Annotated in this window: 10 protein-coding genes; 5 read left to right on the forward strand and 5 right to left on the reverse strand. The window is 36.0% G+C overall.

The genetic code is table 11. From position 1 onward, the window contains the following. Positions 1 to 4 precede the first annotated feature (4 nt). Entirely contained in the window at positions 5 to 250 is a 246-nt protein-coding gene (yidD, locus tag H5968_RS06975; RefSeq protein WP_187039341.1) for a membrane protein insertion efficiency factor YidD, read from the forward strand. A 92-nt stretch (positions 251 to 342) separates the two neighbouring features. Then, positions 343 to 1,038, forward strand: a complete 696-nt coding sequence (locus H5968_RS06980) for a M15 family metallopeptidase (RefSeq protein ID WP_187039342.1) — start codon at positions 343 to 345, stop codon at positions 1,036 to 1,038. Here H5968_RS06980 and H5968_RS06985 read toward each other — a convergent pair whose 3' ends face one another. The 4 genes from H5968_RS06985 to glgA all read right to left on the reverse strand — a co-directional run bounded on the left by H5968_RS06985 (position 1,039) and on the right by glgA (position 10,428). After that, positions 1,039 to 1,290 carry a hypothetical protein gene (locus tag H5968_RS06985; RefSeq protein ID WP_187039343.1) on the reverse strand — a complete coding sequence of 84 codons (252 nt, stop codon included), beginning with the start codon at positions 1,288 to 1,290 and terminating at the stop codon, positions 1,039 to 1,041. It lies immediately after the preceding gene. A gap of 194 nt (positions 1,291 to 1,484) precedes the next feature. Further along, positions 1,485 to 5,309, reverse strand: coding sequence for an Eco57I restriction-modification methylase domain-containing protein (locus tag H5968_RS06990; protein ID WP_187039344.1), 3,825 nt, complete (start codon positions 5,307 to 5,309; stop codon positions 1,485 to 1,487). Positions 5,310 to 5,311: 2 nt separating this feature from the next. Beyond that, on the reverse strand, positions 5,312 to 8,620 hold the full coding sequence (locus tag H5968_RS06995) for a helicase-related protein (protein ID WP_187039355.1): 3,309 nt from the start codon (positions 8,618 to 8,620) through the stop codon (positions 5,312 to 5,314). A 326-nt stretch (positions 8,621 to 8,946) separates the two neighbouring features. Then, the gene (gene glgA, locus H5968_RS07000) at positions 8,947 to 10,428 is read right to left on the reverse strand and encodes a glycogen synthase GlgA (protein ID WP_187039345.1); all 1,482 of its coding nucleotides are present in this window, start codon (positions 10,426 to 10,428) and stop codon (positions 8,947 to 8,949) included. A gap of 1,175 nt (positions 10,429 to 11,603) precedes the next feature. On the opposite strand from glgA, the gene H5968_RS07005 reads away from it, so the two are divergent. After that, positions 11,604 to 11,867 (forward strand): hypothetical protein, encoded by a 264-nt coding sequence (locus H5968_RS07005; RefSeq protein ID WP_187039346.1) that lies wholly within the window; start codon positions 11,604 to 11,606, stop codon positions 11,865 to 11,867. Positions 11,868 to 11,919: 52 nt separating this feature from the next. Here the strand turns inward: H5968_RS07005 and H5968_RS07010 are convergent, their stop codons facing one another. Then, complete coding sequence (locus tag H5968_RS07010) at positions 11,920 to 13,302, reverse strand: cytochrome P450 (protein ID WP_187039347.1); 1,383 nt, start codon at positions 13,300 to 13,302, stop codon at positions 11,920 to 11,922. Between the two features lie 756 nt (positions 13,303 to 14,058). Here H5968_RS07010 and H5968_RS07015 point away from each other — a divergent pair. Both H5968_RS07015 and H5968_RS07020 read left to right on the forward strand, forming a co-directional pair. Beyond that, on the forward strand, positions 14,059 to 16,272 hold the full coding sequence (locus H5968_RS07015) for a phosphoketolase (RefSeq protein WP_187039348.1): 2,214 nt from the start codon (positions 14,059 to 14,061) through the stop codon (positions 16,270 to 16,272). Positions 16,273 to 16,431: 159 nt separating this feature from the next. Further along, positions 16,432 to 16,611, forward strand: a complete 180-nt coding sequence (locus tag H5968_RS07020) for a hypothetical protein (protein ID WP_187039356.1) — start codon at positions 16,432 to 16,434, stop codon at positions 16,609 to 16,611. Positions 16,612 to 16,655: the final 44 nt, after the last annotated feature.

Consider the following 16,655-nt stretch of genomic DNA (forward strand, 5'->3'; position numbering starts at 1 on the left):
GGGCATGAAAATATTATTGATTGGGCTAATTAAAGGTTATCGCTTATTCATCTCTCCTCTGTTTCCCCCGACTTGTCGCTTTCAACCAACTTGTTCAATGTATGCTATCCAAGCTATTGAGCGTTTTGGGGTGTTCCGTGGTGGTTGGATGTCTATTTGCAGAATTTTACGTTGTCATCCCTTCCACCCTGGTGGTTATGATCCAGTACCAGAGATAAGAGAAAAGTCTTGTTGCGAACATCGGGAGTAACAGATACAGAACTGGTTGGAGAAAATTGGGTACTGGAAAACTCATTCAAAACCTACTACAAAACTTACTATTTTACAAGCTGAGTTGATAATATGCGTCCATATCACCAAATTTCCATTATTGAATGTGGTGAACCTTTAGTAAAAATTCCCTTAGAACTGTTTGCGGTGGAAACTCCCCATCCTTATGAAAAGTTAGGTGCTGACTATGGGGGATATTCTGCTTATTTTTTGCGTGCAAGTGTGGTGCAAAATTTAATTGAGGCACAAAATTATTTACAATTGCTACATCCTGGTTGGTATATTCAAATATTTGATGCTTATCGCCCGGTAGCTGTGCAGCAATTTATGGTAGATTATAGTTTTGCCCAAGCTGTGCAAGCCAGGGGATTGATTGAGAGTGATTTATCAACTCAACAACGGGAAGAAATTTGGCAGCAAGTATATGAAATTTGGGCTGTACCAAGTTTAGATATGAATACTCCTCCTCCCCATAGTACAGGTGCTGCGGTGGATATTACTTTAGTCGATGAAAATGGGGAAGTTGTGAATATGGGTTCACCGATTGATGAAATGTCTGAGCGATCGCACCCTGATTATTATGCCCATTCTGATGCCCATCGTCATCAAGAATATCATCGCCATCGAGAATTATTACTAAATGTGATGTTAAAGGCAGGTTTTCAACGTAATCCTAGAGAATGGTGGCATTTTTCCTTTGGTGATCAAATGTGGGCTTGGTTGTGTAATCAGCCAACCGCACGTTATGGGCGTTTCAATAATGAATAATTAGGGTTGGCTGAAAAAGTCCATCTCATCTATCTCTCTTTCTAATTCTGTTGTGTCTGCTTTTGGGTTTTGGCGTTTTATTTCCAGGATTTTATCTACCATTCTTGTAACACACGCATCCTGCGTGTCTGTAGCTTTGGGAATAGATAACAGTAAAATATACATTGGTTTATATTCTAGAAATCCGCCTTGTCTTGTGGCTGCACTTTGGGAAACTAAATATTGTGTTACAGGAGAATTTAAAACTGCCAATAAATACAAACTATCATAAACATTTGCCAGTTTAATACTTTTATTTTAGTATCAATATTTTGTTTTGCTGACACGCTGGAAGCGTGTGTTACTTTATCCATCTTTTGTGTTTGCGACACGCTGGAAGCGTGTGTTACAGTGCTGATGATGCTAGGATAGGCTATAGCTGTAAATACAGATAGTTTGATTATAGATCATCGTTTTCCACTTTCTTCAATTATCTGAATCTCTTGTTCTGTTAATCCATACAATTTATACACTATCTCATCTATTTCTCTTTCTAATTCTGTCGTATCTGCTTTCGGGTTTTGGCGTTTTATTTCCAGGATTTTATCTACCATTCTTGTAACACACGCATCCTGCGTGTCTGTAGCTTTGGGAATAGATAACGGTGAAATATACATTGGTTTATATTCTAGAAATCCACCTTGTCTTGTGGCTGCACTTTGGGAAACTAAATATTGTGTTACAGGAGAATTTAAAACTGCTAATAAATACAAACTGTCAGAAACAATTAAACTAGCAGGTGCATTAATATAATAATTGGGTTCTGCAAAAGTAAATTGGGGTTGTGTTGCTAAATTACCCCAAACAATTTTATTTTCTTCAAACTCTTTATAATAAGCAATATTATCCTGAATTTCGTACCATTTATAACTACCTGCTTTTCTACCTCCAGGTATTCCAGGAGTTAATCTTTCTCTATATTGACTTAAATGATTTAAAATAGCAGGATATTGATTAATATCAATGCCGCGACGGGTAAAAATTAGCCATAAATCAGGATTATTAACTACCCATCTTTTAACATCCTTACCCCGTAAAAATGGTTTCAAAACTTCCTCTGATGAAGGATGTTCACTAATTAATCTATCTCTCGTTTCTCTATCAACAATAAATGCTTCATTAAACCCGGTTAAAACACCACGATAAAACCTGCCATTAACATATTCTCCTAATGGTGTTCCTGTTTTTCTTAACTTTTCTAATAACTGTAAAACAGTATTATCTTCTAATTGCCATCCTTGAGGCTTTAGTGCTTTTTGTTCAATATGAAAACTGTCTGTATTCAAAACTTCGATAAAATTATCAATGGGTTTACCTATTTGCCAATTTAATACTTTTATTTTAGTATCAATATTTTGTTTTGGTGACACGCTGAAATCTTGTTTTACAGTGATGATGATGCTAGGATAGGCTATAGCTGTAAATACAGGTGCATCTCCAAAGTCTATTAATTGTTTTAATTGATTTTTCTTAACTAAAAATTCCCGTAACTTTTCTCCATATCCTGAACGAAAATATTTATTAGAGGTAATATAGGTTAAAATTCCTTTGTCTTTTAAAAGTTTGATTGCTTGTTCAAAGAAGTAAACATATAAATCAGCAACTCCTGTAAAACAGCTATATTGTTGTTTTAAAATTGGTTTTAGTTCCTTAATTTTCTCTTGTCTTACATAAGGAGGATTACCAATACAAATATCAAAAGCATCAACGCCAAACATCCATTCTGGATCAAAAAAGTTGGCTGATAAATTCTGATTATATAAATCCCATTCTGATAAATTTAAAGCAATTTCATCAGGTAAACCTTGCTGTTTTAATAATTTACCAATTTCTTGTCTTAACTTTTTATCATCTTCTCTACATTTTCTTTTTGTTTGAGGGGTTCTAGCTTTAAAATGACGTTTTCTTACTTCTGCCAATTGTTTTTCTTTATCCTTAATTTCTTCATTTCTTAAATCTAATTCTAATTGTAATTTTTGAGGTTTATTAATACTGACTAAAGAATTAGCAGCAACAAATTTAGTCTCAAGGTTCGGTAAGGGTAAAATCCCCCGATTGGGTTGATTATTATTCACCCTTTGGTCAACAATTAAGGAGATAAAAAAGCGTAACTTAGAAATTTGTACTGCTATCGGTTGAATATCTACCCCAAAAATACAATTTTCAATCAAGAATAACTTCCGGGGATAGTCCATCTCATTATTCTCAAACTCATCTTCTATTTCTGCTAACCTTTCCTGTAACTTCTGTATCGCTTCTTCCCTTGCTTGTTCATAACTAATCTGTTTTACTACCTGAATATCCTTTAAAATAGGTGCTATGGTTTTTTCCTTCTGTTGCTGTTTCCATTTACTATTATTGGGGTCAAGTTTCCCTAAAATAAACACCAATTTCTGTAAAATTCCCATAGGAAACGCACCCGAACCACAAGCAATATCAATGATTTTTAGGTTATCAATGGCATTAATTAAACAGTCAACTTCATCATCATTAAATTGATGGGAGTCATCACTATAAGATAACAAACTTCTTAACTGACTCTCTAACTCATGTTCTCTTCCCTGAAAACGACTATTTTCTAACTTAGTTTGTAAACTTAATTGACCCGTTTTATACTCATTACCAAATAAATTAGTCTGATTTGAACCCACTTCTATATAACTTGAACCTTGACTTAATACAGCATTTTGTAAATAAGCAATTAAGGACTCATCTACCATATAATTAACAATTTCTCTAGGAGTATAAAAAGACCCCGTTTGCTTCCTAGCTGTAGTTTCCGTTTCTGGGTTATATTCTGCTAATAAATTCTCAAATACTTTACCTAACAATTCCGGATCTAATGCTATTTCTTCCTCAATGGGAGTATTTTCATCAATGGTAAATTTATAACGATTAAATATATTAATTAAGCCTTGGACTTTATACTTTTTATTTTTAGTTCCATAGGTTTGGTTTAAATCAACATCTGTTGCTTCTCCAAAAAAGAGAACATTAGGAACATTTAAAACATTATCTTCTCTATCGGAAAAACCATCAATTCTAATTTTGGTTTTCTCTTTTCCTTTTGGAGTAGGTTCAGAATCATCATCTTTATCTCTATCTAAACATTCAAATAATCCCCCGTTCAAAAAAGGGATATTACTACATAACCTTAAAAACTCATCAGCATTAGTAAAATAATCGTGGTAACGATAAACATTAGTTATCCCATAATGTGCATCTCTCCCACCCTTTTGCTGATTTTTACCCCTAAACTTGCGGTTATCAGCCTTTTCATCAGTGTTCATTTCTGTATTTAGGGTAGCAAAAAAGAGATTCTGTAAGATGGCTTTATAATAGGTACTTTCCTCTGCTGATAAAGATTTCAGTAAATTTGTTAGCTGGTTTTCATCAAATAAAGCATCAGGAACTAACCCCTTTTCTTTTAAGAACCAAGCAAAAATCAACCGTGTAATTAATCTAATCACACTGGTAGCATTACGGATAGATTCATCCGCTTCTCCTCCAGCAGGAAATGTGACGGTTTGAGTTGCCCAAAAATACCAATTAGATACTTCCTGAAAGAATTTATTATTCAGTTCCGAAGTATTGAGAACTTTTTGCCAAGCTGTATGTAGCTGGTCAAAATTCTGGACATCTGGGAGAGATGGTAAAGCTAAATCTGCTAATATTTCAATATGCGCTCGATGGGGAGAGTTAATATTAATATCTTTAATTAAGGTAATCTTTTCTAAAACATCTTTATCCCTATCTAACTTATTAGGACGACGATTAATTATTGACAAGGTAACATAATTACCATAGCAAAATAACACCATAATGGGAATATTAGACTGACGGTTAATTTCACGGGTAATTTTTGCTAAATCACCACGAGAATAAGCAGTTTTTTGTAAAGTTAAACCCAGAAATATATAAGATTTTAAATAATCTGTGTCAAAGGAAGGCTGAAATAATTTACCCTGTCCATTTTGGGTAATTTCTTCTTCTGTCACCTGAAATAAACAATTAACTGACTCCCACTCCTTTAATAACCCCTTATCTTCCCGAAAATTCTCCCATCCAAATACTTCTAGCACCTCATCAGGGGTTTGGTTATCTAACAAGACTTCCCGTGGAGTTGAGTAACCCAAAGTTTCTAGCAGATGCTTAATACCATCAGCGGGGGAAACTTGATGGAACTTTTGTAATGCTTGTGTAATAGCGGATTTAAGGGTGTTTTGTATCATCTTCAATAATTAACCAAAATTAACCAAGTTATCAATTCAAAGTCTGTGGTTTTTGTCACTTGTTGCTGCTTGGGAGGAATAATACCCCCTTTCCCTGAATTAAAAAGATTTTTAGTGATACGGTTAGTAAATGTACGGGTGATAGAATCAACTGCTTTATTTAGTAGTTCAGTTTCTTTACCTATATTAGATCCATTACTGGTGCGCTGGTTAAATAACTGACACAAATCTTTATATGGGTGGGTTTTCCCCGCACATAAAAGACGGTATATCTCTAAAATTTGTTTAGGTTGGGCAAAGGTATAGCGAACATTACCATCATCCCTGACATAGACCAAAAAATAAGGTTGTAGGGGGTTAACTTGTTCATTTCCTGATGTGTTCCCTATCTGTTGCAGACAGAAAATAATCCCAGGTTTGATCACCTCATACTCTTTTTGGGTAGGGGTAGGGACAATTCCATATAATCCTAACGGGGCATTTTCTAACAGTTGCCTGTTTTTTTGCAAGTAATTTAATAAATCTATACGAAAATCATCTAAGCTAAATTCTGTTAAGGAAATGCTGTCATTAAAATCTTCAATGTCTAAAACTTCATCTTTTAACCGTAGTAACTGTTCATCTCGATAACTCATTTCTTCGGTAAATAATTCTTGTAGTTCATCTACATTTAAAAGATTATCTTCCCCGGTAGCTGTAATATCAACTAAGGCCATTCTTGCCTCAACTCGATTTTTCAGATTAATATATCTATTTAAGTCTTCCGTTGGCCAAAAATTAACTAATTGCACTGTATGATTTAAACTACCAATTCTATCAATGCGTCCAAATCTTTGCATAATTCTTACAGGATTCCAATGAATGTCATAATTAACTAAATAATCACAATCTTGTAAATTTTGTCCTTCAGAAATACAGTCAGTGGCAATTAATATATCAATTTCTCCTTTTTGGGGCATTGATTTTATCTTATCTCGTTGTTTGGACAGAGGTGAAAAGTTCGTGAGAATTTCCTCAAAGCGGGAACTACCAAAGGTGGTTTTATTACCACTATTACCTCCAGTTACTAAGGCTATATTGATATTTAATTCTGTTTTTAACCACGCTGCTAAAGCATCATATAAATATCTAGCTGTATCTGCAAAAGCTGTAAAAATGATGACTTTTTTATTTTCCTTATCCTGTTTATTAAAAGTGGGATGAGTAACTTTTTTCTCAATACATTCTTTTAATTTTGCTAACTTGGCATCTTTAGAAACATCTACATCTTTGGCTTGAACATATAACTTATGTAGTTGTCTTCTATCCCTAGCTAAATCAACTAACCATCTGTCAATATCTAAATGTTTTAATTGATATTTTAGTTCTCTACCTACTTCAAATGCTGCTTGTAATTCTTCGTCGTCAGTATCTTCTATTTGATAATCTTCACTTTTGAGCATTTCTGTTTGATACTGGTCAAATGTTTTAATTTTTGACTCTAACTGTTGAATTTTCTTAATGGTTCTCTCTAGGGTGATTCTAAAAGAATAAACGGAACTTTCTAAACGTTTGAGAAAATTCACTTTCATCATGCCAATTAAGTAATTTTCTCGATTACTTTGAGTAAAGTTATTTTGGATAATTTTCCCTTCATACAAATCTTTGTATTTTTCTAAAACATAATTGGAAGGTTTAAACAAAGATAATTGATAGTCAGAAATTTGCTCATTAATATCATCATAATCTAAGAAATTATCTTCTAAATCAATATGAGAAAATAAAGAAATAGGTTTGAGTCTCTCTGGGAAACCTCCTAATTCTTTAATTGCTTCTTGATAATACTTTTGAATATGTTTACGAGAACGAGCGATTGTTAAACCATCTAATAATGTAAAAAAGCTAGAATTTAAGTTTTCCAATAACTCATTACTATGATGTTGCTTTTTCTTTGACCAAATGGTAAATTCTTTTTGGGCAGTGGTTAAGGTTTGTTGGATACTGTCAATCCCCAATGTTTGACTAAAGGCATTATCTTTATCTTCCACAATAAAATTAATCTGATTCCTTAAATCTTTTAAGTCTGTATTTACAGGGGTTGCTGATAGTAATAAGACTTTAGTAGGAATCCCTTTTTTAATTACATCTTCCATGAGACGTTCATAGCGACTTTTTTTAATCACATTTCCATCTTCATCTCGTTTCCCTTTGGTATTATTCCGAAAGTTATGAGATTCATCAATCACAACTAAATCATAATTACTCCAATTTAAGGTTTCTAAATTAATATCCCCTGAATATCCAGTATCTCTACTCAAATCTGTATGAGACAAGACTGTATAGTTAAATCTATCTTCAACTAAAATATTTAATTCACTGTTATTAGCAGCATGGTAAATTGTCCAATTACTTCTTAATTTTTTAGGACATAATACCAAGACTTTATAATTCAATAATTCAAAATATTTAATGATGGCTAAAGCCTCAAAGGTTTTTCCTAAACCCACACTATCAGCGATAATACAGCCATTATATTCCATGATTTTATTAATCGCACCTTTGACTCCATCTTTCTGAAAATCAAATAATAAGTTCCAAATCTTGGTATCAGTTAAGTGACGTTGTTTAGTGAGTAAATCACTGGCTGCTTGTTGGTCTAGGAATCGTTTAAATAAATGAAACAATGTTTTATAGTAAATAAATTCAGGGGCATTATCCTGATAAAGTTGATTGAGATAAGTAATTACTTCATTTTTGACATCTTGTACTAGATTTTGATTATTCCATAACTCTGCAAACCATAACTGTAAATCTTGTCTGTCCCTGTCACTATCAACAATTAAATTTAACTCAATATTACTATTTCTGTTAGCTAATCCTAATCCCTTTAAGGTAAAATTAGAGCTACCTAAAATGGCAGTTCTCACCCCATTATTATCAATGTGGTACATTTTGCCATGCAGTAAGTTAATTTGTTTAATCGAGCGAATATTGACCTTTTTTTGTATCCATTCTTGGCATTCCCTAGCTAATTTACTCTGTTTCAGGCGATCGCTTAGTTGAAGACCAGTATCTTCAATTTTAAAAGCTTTTTGGTCAGTATTAGTGCCGATGGCTTGAATAAACCGAGGTTCTCCAAACAGAAAATCTAAGTTATCAATAGACCATAATTCCTGTTTTAAAGCTTCAAAGGCATAAATCGTAAAATAAGCCGAGACGATAGATAATTTAGAACCTAGTTCAATCTTATCTTTGAGAAAATCTCCAACTGTACCCCGGTTACGGTTGTCTCGAATACCAGATTGAAACACAGAAAGCTGATGATCTGACATAGTGGTTGAGAAAAAAGGTTCTTCAGTACACATTGGTGACAAGTTAAGCCTGAAAGAATTTTGTCAACAGGCTTTTGGGGGATGATGGAAAAAGAATTGATCAGTCCCACGTTGAACATCGGGAAAGAGATAGTTCATCCGCTACGGCATCACCTAAATCTACCAACACAGCATAAAATAACCAAGTAGCCCAAATCTGTAATTGAATTTTATTTCTACATTAATTGTCAATTATCAATTGTCAATTATCAATTGATGATGGCATTCCCAGTCTGGAGACTGGGAACGAGAGGTTAGTTAGCTTTTTTGTATCGGAAATTAAAGATTTACCATTTATGTCTGATCCATTCGTAAATCTCTAAATATTTCGCACCGGGAATATTCCAAGAATTATCATACAACATACCCTGAATAGCTAGTTTTTTAAACTCTTCGGGTTGCTGATACCATAAATCTATAGCCCGTCCCATTGCTGATTCTAATGCTAGGTTATCCATGTCATAAAACACATAACCATTGCGTTTTTCTGGTGGTAAATTTTGATCATAATCTCTGTCAAAAACAGTATTTACTAAACCACCTACACCCCGAACAATGGGTACAGTTCCGTATTTTAAACCGATCATTTGGGTTAAACCGCAAGGTTCATAATTACTGGGAACAACTATCATATCTGCACCAGCATAAATCAGGTGAGATAATTCTTCATTGAATCCCAGTTCTAAATGCACATCTGGGTTATTATTTAAAAATTGTTTTTCATGGTAAAAATGAGCGTTAATTGCTGATTCTGTAGCTGAACCTAATAATACAAATTGCGCTCCTCTATTCAAAGCATAGTACATGGCGTGGTGAACCAAATGGACACCTTTTTGATTATCTAAACGACCGATGTAAGCAATGATGGGTTTTTTCTCATCATGACCTAACATCAATCTTTCTCTTAATGCTTTTTTGTTATATGCCTTTTGTTCAAAATCATCCCAGTTGTAATTATTGGGGATGTATCTGTCAATTTCAGGATTCCAAAAATCGTAATCTATACCATTGAGAACACCACTAAATTTGTCTTTTTGCAAATATAATGTATGTCCTAAACCACAACCCACATCACTGGTTTGGGCTTCTATTGCATGATTTGGTGATACTGTTGTCACTGCATTAGCATAATTAATTCCTGCTTTCATAAAATTGATCGCAAAAGGATTAAAATTATCCCGCAGTTTGTCGTATTGAAAATAATATTCTGGGCGATTTAAATTGGTAGCTTGGAGAGTTTCTACACCACCCATACCTTGATGTTTAAAGTTGTGAATGGTGTAACAAACTCTTTGATATTCCATGCCATGATATTTATAAATTTCATACAACATGACAGGAATTAACCCAGTTTGCCAGTCGTGACAATGAATGATATCCGGTCTTTTATTACTTTGCAGTAAAAATTCTAAAGCTGCTTTGCTAAAGAAAGCAAACCTCATGTTGTCATCATCGCAACCATAGTAACAACCTCTATTAAAGAAATTGTCTTGACTGTGGGGTTGAATGAAGAAACAAACCCGACCATGTACCCACCCGCAGTATACAGAACAGTGAACTGCGCCACCATACCAGGGTACCCACAGGTTGAGGTAAGCATCGTGAAGACCCCATATATGATCGTAACGCATACAATCATACATTGGGAGAATAAGTTCAACAGTGTTTCCCCGTCCTTCTAACTCCCTGCTAAGTCCATAAACAACATCCCCCAAACCCCCAGCTTTTATTACAGGAGCGCATTCTGAGGCAATTTGTACTATGTACATTCCTAGCCCTCGCCTTACAAAACTTTATGTTTACTATATAGCAATTTATGAAAAATGTACTCATTGACAACTGGGTATTGGGATGGTGGATGAGGATTGAATTTTTGGGTGTGGGGTGTAGGAATTTTCATTTTCACTCTTGCCTCTTGCCTGTCCTCACAGATAACATAACTATTCAAACGGACTTGATATTACTCCTGACTCCTGATAGCGTAGCGTAAGCCACATTTTGCTGTAAATTAAGATGTCAGCAAGGGAATCTATCCTCAGAATTATTATCAAAGCATTAAGTTTCCAGACAAAATCCTGGGATTTATGTCTGAAAAGAGTATGCTTCAAACCAGAAGATATCGAAATTTTGTATTACAGCAGTTTTCACCTAGTTATACCACAGTAGAGACGTTGCGTGCAAATTCTCTACAAGGGTTTTAAAGATTGTTTTGTGGTTCATTTACCTGAAAATCGCTGTCATGTAATTTGGTAATCTCAATCTATCAAGGTAAAAATTTCAGACACAATTGTGTGGTTTAGGTTCTGACATAATATCTAAAAAGATTTTTAATATGTGAATTTTCCATTATTGGAACTTAGTAATTTTAAAATTTAGTAATTTTAAAATATACGAATTACATTTTTAGACAAAATGATCGGATTTATGTCCTATGATCATGTGCATAAAGCTTTATATGTATCGGGACTTTGGATTATTTTAAATCTAGTTATGCAAAAACATTTAAAAGGAATTAACTCCTAATTTAGAGGATAAAACAATGAAGAAAATAGTAATTGCGGACTTAAAATATAATGCAGGAAGCCTTTTTCGTGAGCTATCTGTGGTTGAAACAAAGACTGTATCTGGTGGTAGTGGTGGGAGCGTCAATAATTATTTTATATCGGGTAATACTGGAAATGTGGAGAATACAGGGACTGGTGACGTTAAAGGTGTAGATAGTGGCATCAGGGATAATAAGGTCGCTACTGTAGACTATTCCAGGTCAATATACGTCGTCATAAATTCTTGGTGATTAATTATTTGTATTCTGGTACTGACATTAAGAAATTTTTAGTTGGTTGAGGGTAAAACATTTTTTTAGGGCATTTGTTTTTACAGATTTTACTCCTCATAAATCATAAATTTTCATACCTGCTCATTTCTGGATTGGTAAATTAAGACAATGGCTGCAATCATGAATACTGAATTACATTCTGTTCAAGTCAATGGGCTTTTTCAGAAACTGACTTTAGAAGAAATGGAGTCAACGTCAGGAGGTAATACTGTTATTCCTTTATGGAGTAGTGGTTTAGCGGCTTTCTCTCTCAATATGTTTTGTGATGAGTTAAATAGTTTATTCAGTGAATATTACATACCTCCGATTTTTAACGACAACAAGCTTTTTACGGTTGATTTTTCGGAAATAGATGTCTATTTGGTAGTTTAATCATTTGCGGGGGTTAAAAATTGGTTTGTACCGACTCTTAACCCCTGAAAAATTACACGGCTATTGTCTCTAAAGTTCGAGATTGTTGCTGACGACGACCGTGGTAAATCATTTGAATAGGTTTATCTTGACCTGTCACCAAACCACGGCGTTTTGGTTTAACTTCACGAGTATCTGCTAGTTCCATTTCCCAACCTTGGAGGATTTTAGCTAGTGCTAATTTCATTTCAAATTGGGCAAATGCTAGACCAATACAACGTCTTGCACCAGCGCCAAAAGGGATAAATTGATATGGTGAAAATTGTTTTTCTATAAAGCGTTCTGGGTTAAATTGTTTAGAGTTGGGATAAATATCTTCTCGATGGTGAGTGAGGTAAATTGAACCCATCACAACTGTACCTGGTTCTAGTTGATAACCATCTACAGAAATAGGGGTTTTTACCCGACGGGGAAAAGTCAACATTCCCACGGGATAAATCCGCAAAGTTTCATTACAAACGGCGGTGAGATAAGGTAATTTAAAAATAGTATTGGAATCGGGATTTTCGCCTAAAGTATCAAGTTCTGCTAATAATTTTTGGCGGACTTCTGGTAGTTTATGAACCCAATATAAAGCCCAGGCTATGGCTGTAGCTGTGGTTTCATGACCTGCTACTAACAAAGTCATTAATTCATCCCGTAATTCTACATCAGTCATTGGTTGACCGTCTTCATCCCTTGCAGACATTAGCAAACTGAGGATATCTGTACGTGATGGGTCGGGTTTTTCTCTGCGTTCTTGAATTTCTGCATACAGGAGTTGGTCAGCTTTATTTTGACGACGTTCCTGTATTTCCCAAAGTGTGGAAAGACCAATCACTTTTTGTAACGCTGGAAAATATAATAAAGCCACTCTCCAAACTTCACTACCTGCTTCCAGAATTTCACATAGTAAGTGTTGTAATTTTTCAGCCCGTTCACCTTCATAAAGTCCAAAGACAGCTTGCATCATCACCCCCAGAGTAATTTCTTGGGTAGCTGTTCGCACATTAAAAGGTTGATTGATTTGCTGTTTGCCGATGACTTTTTCGGTGATATTATTAATTACATCGGCATAAGTTCGCATTCTTTCCCCGTGTAAGGGAGGCATGATTAACTGCCGTTGTCGCTGATGTTCTTTACCACTTTGAGAAATCAGAGAATTTTTACCTAGTAACCCTTCAAATAGTTGATTTAAATCGCCTGGTGCTTCTAATTCTTTGGTATCTTTGCTCAAAACCTCCTGCATTGCTTCTGGGCTATGAATAAAGACCAGGGGAGGTAAATTTTGATCCAGCTTGAGAGTAAAAATATCACCGTAGGTTTTGGCGCATTCTTCCATGTAGGACATGGGGCTAAATACCCAGCGTAGCATTTGCAGGGTAGCTGGAGTTTTGGGTCCTGTGGGTAGAGGCATAAAAGTTTTTTGGTAGATGTTAGTTTTTTACTAAATATCTTATAGCAAAATTCAGAAGTCAGGAGTCGTAAGGGCGAAGCATTCGGGCGACAAATTATCATTTTATCAAAAGCCTATTTTCCTGTAAGGGCGAAGCATTCGGGCGACAAATTATCATTTTATCAAAAGCCTATTTTCCTGTAAGGGCGAAGCATTCGGGCGACAAATTATCATTTTATCAAAAGCCTATTTTCCGAATGCTTCGCCCCTACTTCGCCCCTACTTTGCCCGTACAGAAGTCAGGAGTTAATGAGAAAACGAACCACACAGGCACAGAGGACATGGAGGAAAGAAGGTTTTAGAGATATTTTGCGTCAGCTTCTACACCCGCCATGAAATGAATTTCATGGCTAATAAATCAAGTAAACTAAAGTTTACTGAAGAATTTTCTGGTTATTGAGTCATCTTTAGATGACTTTGGCTATTACCAAAGAAATATGGCTAACGCCACGCTTCGCTATCATTTCCTTGCGGGCTATTGGTTTGTCATGCTGCTTTCATAATCTCTGCTTATGTTTTGCATTCTAAAACTGCAATAAACCTTTACAACCGTGAAGATGTAAAATTTTGGTTACATTACAGTAGTTTTCAAGTCTTCAGACTTCTCTTATTTCCCCTTTGCGCCTTTGCGTCTTTGCGTGAGATAAAAAAGTCATTCATGAAAACCACTGTAAACCAGCATTTAAAGTTTCCGACGATTTTATTAAGGTACTCAGCATGACAGCAACTACAACAAAGGCATCTTCCGCAGTTCCAAGTTTTTGTGAAGGTATTCAATATTTTGGGGAAGCATTGCCAGATTTTGAAACTTATGGTGCAACGCCGGTGATAGAATCGGGCAAAGGTGCGATCGCCTCACCAACAGACCCAAAAGCAGTTTATCAAACCCTACTAGCTGCCGATGCCCTGCGCTACCTGACCCTACAAATTACTGGTAGTAAGGCTTCTGGACATCCCGGCGGTTTTGCCAGCCAAGCGGAAGCTTATGCAGCTTTGGTCATGCTGGGACATAAAAACATTATTACCGAAGTGGGACACCACGCCCCTGGTTTTTATAGTGCCATGTTTTTGGATCGTTCTTTAGAAGACATGGGCATTTCTACAGTACAACAATTGCGCGATCGCTTCCGAGAAAAACACGGTTTAATCGGACACCTTTCCGGTTACATTCCTGGTATTCTCGCCCCTGCTGGTCCTTTGGGACAAGGACAACATTTTGCGATGTCTGCTGCACTGCTACACCGTGACAAACTCTTCCCCTTCACCGTGGGAGATGGGGGACTAGGTGAACCCTACATCATGAGTGCAATGGCGCACTTTAATACCGCTTACCCCAATGTAACCAACTTCCTACCTATCCTAGTTTGGAACGGTTACAGCCAAGAGCATCATAGCATGGTATCTTTAAAAACCACCGATGAAATGATCGCTTATTGGAAAGGTAACGGGTTTGCGGAAGTGATCATTGTTGATGCCAAGGAATTTGACGACCAAAACCAACCGGGAGATTACGTAGATAGCACCATTTTCTCTTTCCAAAAACGGTTAGAATTTACCAAAGCGGTATTAGTAGGCATTGATAAAGCTGCCCGTTCTGCTTTGAGTGGCACATTAACGGTATTTATCATTAAACAACTCAAAGGCGCGGGTGTTCACGCTTTAGGGGCAAAATCTCACAACCTCTATCCTCAAGATACCTTAACCGCGCCTCACATTGTCACAGCCTTACAAAAACGCGCTTTATCTGTGGAAGCATGGCAAACAGTCCGCACAAACGCAGAACGTGCCGGAGGTGGACCCGCAGCGAAAACTGTAGTTACAGAATTTGAATTACCTTTAGTAGACATCGGCGAATTACCATTAGAAGAATATGCAGTTGGCGGAGATCCAAAAGTTTCCACAACAGCAATGGGAAGGTTAGTAGGAATAATCGGAAATAAAGATAAAAACTTCCTAGTAACAAACGCCGATGGTAACGCCGCTTCAGGAATTGGTAATATTAATGAAGCCTTAAAAATCATTCACCCCACAGCAGATGAAACCTATCATCAAGCGCCAGGAGGTCAAGTTTACGAACCTTTGAGCGAAGATGCTTGTGCAGGTTTAGCAGTGGGTTTATCCTTAATGGGGGCGAGAAGTTTGTGGTGTTCCTATGAATCTTTTGCCATCAATGGTTTACCAATTTGGCAAACTGTCACCCAAGCAATGGCAGAATTAAGAAGAAAAACACCTTCAACCATTACCTTATTTACTGCCGGTGCATTAGAACAAGGTCGCAACGGTTGGACACACCAAAGACCAGAAATTGAAGCTTACTTTGCTTCGATGATGAGAAATGGTAATGTATTTCCTGTTTTTCCCCCCGATGCTAACAGTATTCAAGTCTGTTATGACTGGGCTTTAGGAACAAAAAATAAGGGAATTGTGATTACTGCAAGTAAGTCACCTTTACCCATTAGAACAACTTTAGAACAAACCAAACAAGGGTTAGAAAAAGGCGCGATTTTATTACATGAAGTTGCCGGAGGAAAACAAGTTGTCTTTGCTGTAATTGGCGATATGACCTTAATTCCGGTGTTTGAAGCTGCGGCATTTTTAGAGACAGAAGGTATTGGGGTGAAGATAATTTCTGTTATTAACCCCCGGCGTTTATATCGTGCTGATGATACAGCTTGGGATACTTGTTCTGAACCTGATGGTGGGTTTTTGAGTGATGCAGAATTTGATAGTTTGTTTGCTGGTGATGCGTTAATTGGTGTGACAGGTGGTGCAGGTGCGATGTTAGAACCTATTATGTTACGCAGTACCAGTAAGCGGGATATTTTCGCTTGGAAGCGTGGGGAAACTACCGCAAGTGCGGGTGAGTTGATGGCGTTTAATGGGTTGACTGCGGAAGCGTTGACTAAGCGGGCTATTGAGTTGGTGCATTAATTAGAACGCAGATGTACGCAGATGAACGCAGATGATTTGGTGTTTGTTGCGTACATTTGCGGTTTTTAGTTAAAAGTATTTTTTGTAGATCATTTTTTGTTAAGCAATAATTAAAAGAAAATCATGTTATAATCTTATAATAAATTCATATAAACTATTATGCAAATACTTTCTAAAAGCTTCGATAATAGAATAAAAGCACACAATATTTTAACAGAAATGCCTATTTCTGAATACTTAGAAATAGCTAGAAATACAGAAATGTTGAATGTCGTTACAAAAGTTTACATATTCAGTTATAGTAGTCCTATTAAGGGTGAAAATGTCAACATCTCATGATATCTTCCATCCAATGAACATAACTAATTTGTTGACACATACAA

Source organism: Sphaerospermopsis sp. LEGE 00249, from assembly GCF_014299995.1.
GTDB classification, from domain to species: domain Bacteria; phylum Cyanobacteriota; class Cyanobacteriia; order Cyanobacteriales; family Nostocaceae; genus Sphaerospermopsis; species Sphaerospermopsis kisseleviana.